The 5,992-nt window shown below is 47.3% G+C and carries 1 protein-coding gene; it reads right to left on the reverse strand.

Features of this window, described 5'->3' with window-relative positions:
• Positions 1–5,991, reverse strand: a 5,991-nt coding sequence (locus HMPREF3119_RS13475) for a neuraminidase-like domain-containing protein (RefSeq protein WP_371327756.1), incomplete at its 3' end; no start/stop codon positions are given.
• Between the last annotated feature and the right edge of the window lies 1 nt (position 5,992).

The raw sequence follows: 5,992 nt of genomic DNA on the forward strand, positions 1-5,992 counted from the left end.
GGCCTGGTTTTGCAGCAGTTCACTCATCGCCTCCGCATCCCGGCGCTCAATCAGCCCCAGGAGGGTGGAACCGAACTGCATCAGCTGCCCGGTCAGTGAACGTGCACTGTCCAGTGCCTGCGGGAAGCGCATTGCCGGGATGTCAGCAGACGGTAAAGGTTTGCTGCCACCGGAGGCTGCGGCTGCGGCACTGAGCAGTGCGGCCGGGTCTGCCGGTGCGGCAAAAATTGGCAGTGATAACGGCTGACCATCAATGGAGAGATTATTACGCAAGTTAAACAGGCGCATTTCCAGCATCTGCCAGTAGCCGAGCAGTTTTTCGTTTTGCTGTGGCCGGAACAATCCGGTCAGGGTATTAGCAGTGCGGACGTCAGGCAGCAGACCGCCGCTGCGGATACGGCTGATTTCGTCATGAAACTGTTTTGCCTGAGTTTTATCTGCTGCATTGCTTAGTGACGGATTTTCCCAACCATTGCTGAAAATGCTGACAGGTTTATCCCCGAGCAGCCCCAGCGCCTGCATATACCACATTTCGCGTTCCTGCATGCGGTAAGCTTTGTCACCACGGGCAATCAGCAGATCCAGCAGTTTCATCAGGGTGCTGACTTTGTAATGCATCGGATCATTCTGGGCGACCGCATCGGGATCAACCGAATCCAGCGGGTCGGCGTTCCAGGAGGTATCTTCTTTCAGCGGACGCACGCGCCAGTCACCGGCACCGCTTGCAGCAGGCTGCCAGATATAGCTTAACCAGCGGTTGGCTTCGGTAAAGTTTTGCTCCTGCAACAGACGCGTTGCTACCATCATCGGAGTGTAATAAAACAATTCCCAGAAATAAAGGGCATTGGCACCGCTGAAATCCATCGGTTCACCGGATTGTAATAAACCGGTGACGCCGTTTTCTGCCAGGCCGGCGAAGGTGCCGTTGTTAACGCTTTTATCCAATGTCCAGCCTTCAGGATTATTATCGGTACGGAACAGCAGGATTTGTTTTGTTGCTTCTTTCTGGTATGTAGCATTGAGATATAAAGTATCCTGCTGCGCACCAGCAGACTGACTCACCGCATTTTTTCCGGGTTTAATCAGCGGAATAAATAATTTTACTTCTGTATTATCGGTAACACTGAGTGAGCCACTGTAAACAGGAAATTTGCCGGAGCCTGTGGCATCATTGCTGTAATAAATCGTAAATGCCCGGTTAGTGCCGTGGGTATTCTTGTCATACGGTTTCAGTGTCAGTGTGACATAGGTGCCCTGTCCCGGTTTCGGTTCAGGCAGATACTGGGTTTCAGGGGATAATATTGCGTCAATTCCGTTATTGGCACGCTCAATTAACTGGCGGGTGAACAGTGTGTTTAACCGGGTACGGTAACCATCCCATTCCATATATTGAGCGCCGTCCGGCGTGGTGTACAGGGAGATGACTTTTTGAACTGGATCAGTTTTTTTTATAACCAGTTTATAAGTGGTAGTAGCTGCAAGAACATCTGTATTCTTGAACCTGACTTTTATAGTACAATCCAGGTTATTAATATCTGCACCAGCGGGAATGGTTATAGACAGTTTCCCAAACGGGAATGCCAGTGTTTCTCTTGAGACTGTCGGGTATAATGGTGGCCGGAGTCCGACGTCACTACCTGTTATTGTTTCAAATTTCGTACTATTTAGTTCAATCTCAATGGAGATATCATCTGAACTGATTGTTTTGACTTGTGCTATCATTTTGCCCAAGCTAAGCGTGCCCAGTTTTTTTCCACCAGTGCTGATAGTATATTTATCTTCCTCCAACGTTAACCTATCGTCGGTAACATCTCCATATGTATAATACAACGCTGATGTTTCTTTGTGCTTTATAAAGAAACTCTCAAGTTTACGCCCTACCAGCTCAAGATGAGTAATTAGCGGATAATTTTTACCAATGGAAAGAGAAATGTGTTTTTTCGGTGGCTTGTTATTATAAGTATATACAGCACAAGCATTAACCTTATCGGATATAGCATTATTGGCAGGCTCCATTTTTTTTGATTCCGGAGCATAAACCGTACCGGAATGAGAGTTAAGATGAGTAATATATTTCTCGCGATAAAAATCAGGAATATAATTAAATAATTTATAGGGGGTGATGTTAATATAAGCAGTAGGGTTCAATATCAGTGCAGATATACTATTTTCAGTTTTGACAGTATAGTCGCCATGGGAGATGACCAGATCAATTTCTTTATTCCCCTCTTGTTTTTCCAGGGTAAATTCGAAAGAGGATATACGATTCAGGAGGGTGTTTACCCTGACGGTAGTTTCTGTATCTAATTGATGGGTAACCGTGGCTAATATCCCTGCTATATTCGGTTCTTTTTTACAGCTCATGTCCGGCTGAATATGTAGCCCGAAGCTATTGGGCTGTGTTTCCTTTTCTATTTGATACCAGGCAATGAGCAGTGAATTATCTTCCTGGCTGGCGGCACAGTACAGACCCGTTTTTTTCCACCCGGATATGTTTTTTTCAGTAATATCATAACTGAACGGCGAAGCCCAGCTGCCGTCATATTTAATATGAGTCAGTTTCAGGGTAAAAGATGCCGTATCTTTACCGGCGTTATCTTTCTGTACTTGTTTTTCAATCCATAACAAATAAAGACGTGAATGGAAAATCACCGGACGCACCATATCCCCATAAGGATTCACCGCACAGGTAATTTCTTTCCAGTCACTCCAGGCATTGGCGGCAAAACGGCCATTCTGACATTTACTGTGATCGGCTTTGCGCCAGTAATATTTTTTCGGCTCAGTCTGGCTGGTACCGATAAACCAGGTGTTACCCTGATTAATATTAACCGTATCATGATAACCGCTGACCACTTTCAGGTCAGCGACCTGCTCAAAGGCGGTCAGGTACTGGCGGAAGCCGTTTTCCAGGGTATCTTTGTTGAGCTCACTTTGTGAAAGCTGCTCCAGCATGGTGTTCATCATCCCGGTCTGACCGGTACGGAGGGTCGGATCAACGAAGTTTTCAGGGTAATAGACTAACTGAGACACACCCGCCCAGGTGCTGTAGCGTTTATTACAGGCATCCCAGTCTTTAAAGAACTGACGCTCAAGAGCGTCACTGTCAGCACCCGGCTCATCACCGGCAATAGTGCGGTTAATATAGAGCTGAATACCGGCGATGGCATCTGCCAGCAGGGTGGTGGTGATTTCAGCGCTGACTTTTCCGTCCACCAGCAGATTACGCCAGATATCATCACGGTCTGCCACCGGGTTGTTCATAACCAGAGAGCGGTACTCCCCGCTGAGGGCTTCATTGCGGCGCGGCTCAGACTGATTTTGCAGTTGTTTGGTCTGTTGTTCGCTCAGACCGGCCTGTAACAATCCGGCCAGTGCGGAGAGGTCTGTATAAGAAGGTTTCGCATTTTCAGACACTGTCAGCAGAGTGGTGATATCTTTCGGGGTGATATGCAGGGTATCTGCCAAATCCAGCCGTGGCGGCAATGTGGCCAGCTGTGCCCATGTGGTCAGTTCCGGTTTTTGTCCGGCCAGTGTCAGTGCCTGAGTAATCACCTCTTCTGACAGATTCAGTGCTTGTGCCAGAATTTTAACTGTCAGTGTCCCGCTTTGCAGTGCATCCAGTACCGTACCGGCCTGTTCACCGCAGCGGTTAATCAGGTTATGGAAATCACTGATGTTATACAGTTCAGTAATGGTTCCGGCCGGTGCACCCTGTGACAATGTCTGAAGTTCGGCATTACTGAGTGTAAAGGTGCGAATGACCAATACACGCTGTGCCAGTGCCTGACACCATGCCGCCAATTTTTCCTTGTCGCCGGCCGTCTGCCCTTTTTTGATAATAAGCTTCCAGGCCTCACTGGTGGTGAGTATCCCTGCGGGATGATTGTTATCCAGCCAGCGCAGCAGAGCTTCCCCTGATTCCGTGATGTCCAGTTGCATAGCCGCAGTAATCACTGGTGCCATGGTGGTATACAGCGTTTTTGTATTGGTTTTGTCAATACCACCATTGCGCAGGAGATCCAGCAGGACCTGCATCTCTTTGGTCGGCGCCGCCGGAGATATTTTATCCAGCAGCAGCATCAGTTGTTCAACCGTGATATTTTGTGTATTCAGCCATTGGGTGATCCGGGACAGAAAAGAGAGCATTTTCTGGCGTGTTTTGCCATCTAAAGCGTAAACGTTCATTGAATTGTAAGGGGAAATCTGCAGCAGGGCATCCAGTTGTGCTACTGTCAGGTTGTGCACATCCGCCAGCAGACGAACAAATAACAGACCACGAAGTTTTTCTGTCTTGTTTTCGATAGTTTTGGATTTGTTTTCACGATTTGTGATAACAAGCAGTTGCCACAAGCCGGTATTATCTACCCGGAAAGCGCGTTTCAGGACTTCACGACGCGGGTCTCCGGCATCCGGTTCCATCGGAATATCATCACCACCTAAAGTGTAAGTTACACCATTCAGCGGCGGATTATTAAACAGGCGGTCAAAATGGCTGAGCTGCCCGTCATAGCTGATTCTGCTGATACTGGCGTTACACAGCATTAATGCTGTTTCAGTATCAATACCGTAACGTTTACGGTAAAGCAGCGTTTCGGTGAAACGGCGTAATTCGTATTCGCTTGAATCATTTCTTACGTGGATTAATGCATGTTGTGTTTCGTGCGGGGTCATACCGCTGACTTTTGCCAGACGCAGTGTTTTGTTGAGTCTGAGGAGCCATATACCCGGTTCCGCATTGGGATGGATGGTGAAGGTGGCTGAGGTGTAATGATTTTCGTCGCTGGCAGGTTCTGGTTTTTTTCTGGTGATGCCGATTTTAGTTTTTTTTTCTAAAATTTTAGCATCCAGTGTGACGGGGATACTGTAGTGCTCCCCGGCCAGAGGAACAAAACCATTTTTATCTGCCAGATTATTAAACGATTTATTATAGCCTATACTAAAATGCGTCGCGTCTTTTTTGGTTTCCTTTACACTAAAATTAACTAAAAACTGATTACCACCCTGCGGAATTAAATCAATATAGTCAGCCTGTTTTTCATCACTCTGTGTTTTGGCCAGTTCACTGAATGTAATTTTTCCGCCAGTGTTTATTGCCGGTATTACCAGTTTATTATCGTCGTTATATACATCCGGTGTTGGTAACCGGCCTGTTATTTCGGCAGCAATAAGGGCCTGAATGTCATCTGCCGGAAGCTCATAATAATTGGCCAGCGCATCCAGAGTCATCAGGTCTTTAATCTTAACCTTCGGGAAGTTTCTTTTGAGAGATTTTTCCAGATCGGTGCCGGTTAATGACTCTGTGTCTTCTGTCAGTATGTTATATAACTTTGGTGAGATACCGGCGTCGTATGCCGCCAGTATGGCAAACTTCGCGGGGTTACTGAGAATATTATCCGGCAGGACAAAATTCCGTTGTGCCAGGGCATTATGTATTCCCTCAAACGGCACGTTATACGGCGTTACACCACTGTTGCGGGACTTTGCCAGGGTTTCATAATATTTGTTTTTGTCTGTCTGACCGGTTTGCGCCATCAGCGCCGTTTCCAGTTGCTCATTAGCCAGTGACAGAGCAGAGATTTCGTTATCCAGATTGTCCTGAGAGAGCACCAGTTTTGCCAGGTCCGGACGGCGCTTATCCAGATTACGGTCACTGTCTTTTGGATGCAGTTCCCGGGCTTCACGGTACAGCTCAGTCAGATAACCGGCAGGGGAAAATATGGAAGAGACGGCGCCGGGTGCGACAAATTTTTCTGCGCGAGGCGGAATAATATCATCATAGCCATATGGGGTGGCGCCGTAATAACAGGCATCATTCATCTCTTTTTTCAGCAGCGGGTTAGCGCGGGTCAGAATCCTGGCGGTATAGAGAATGTTGTTTTGCTTTTCTTTTTGCGCTGCGCGGTGTAGTAACTGTGCTTCTTCACGCGATAACCGGCCTGTGTTTTGGCTGCGGATCTCTGCAAGGGACATCGGCATAAAATCTGCCAGT

Origin of the sequence: Morganella sp. HMSC11D09 (assembly GCF_001807955.1) — a bacterium.
Classification (GTDB): Bacteria; Pseudomonadota; Gammaproteobacteria; order Enterobacterales; family Enterobacteriaceae; genus Morganella; species Morganella morganii.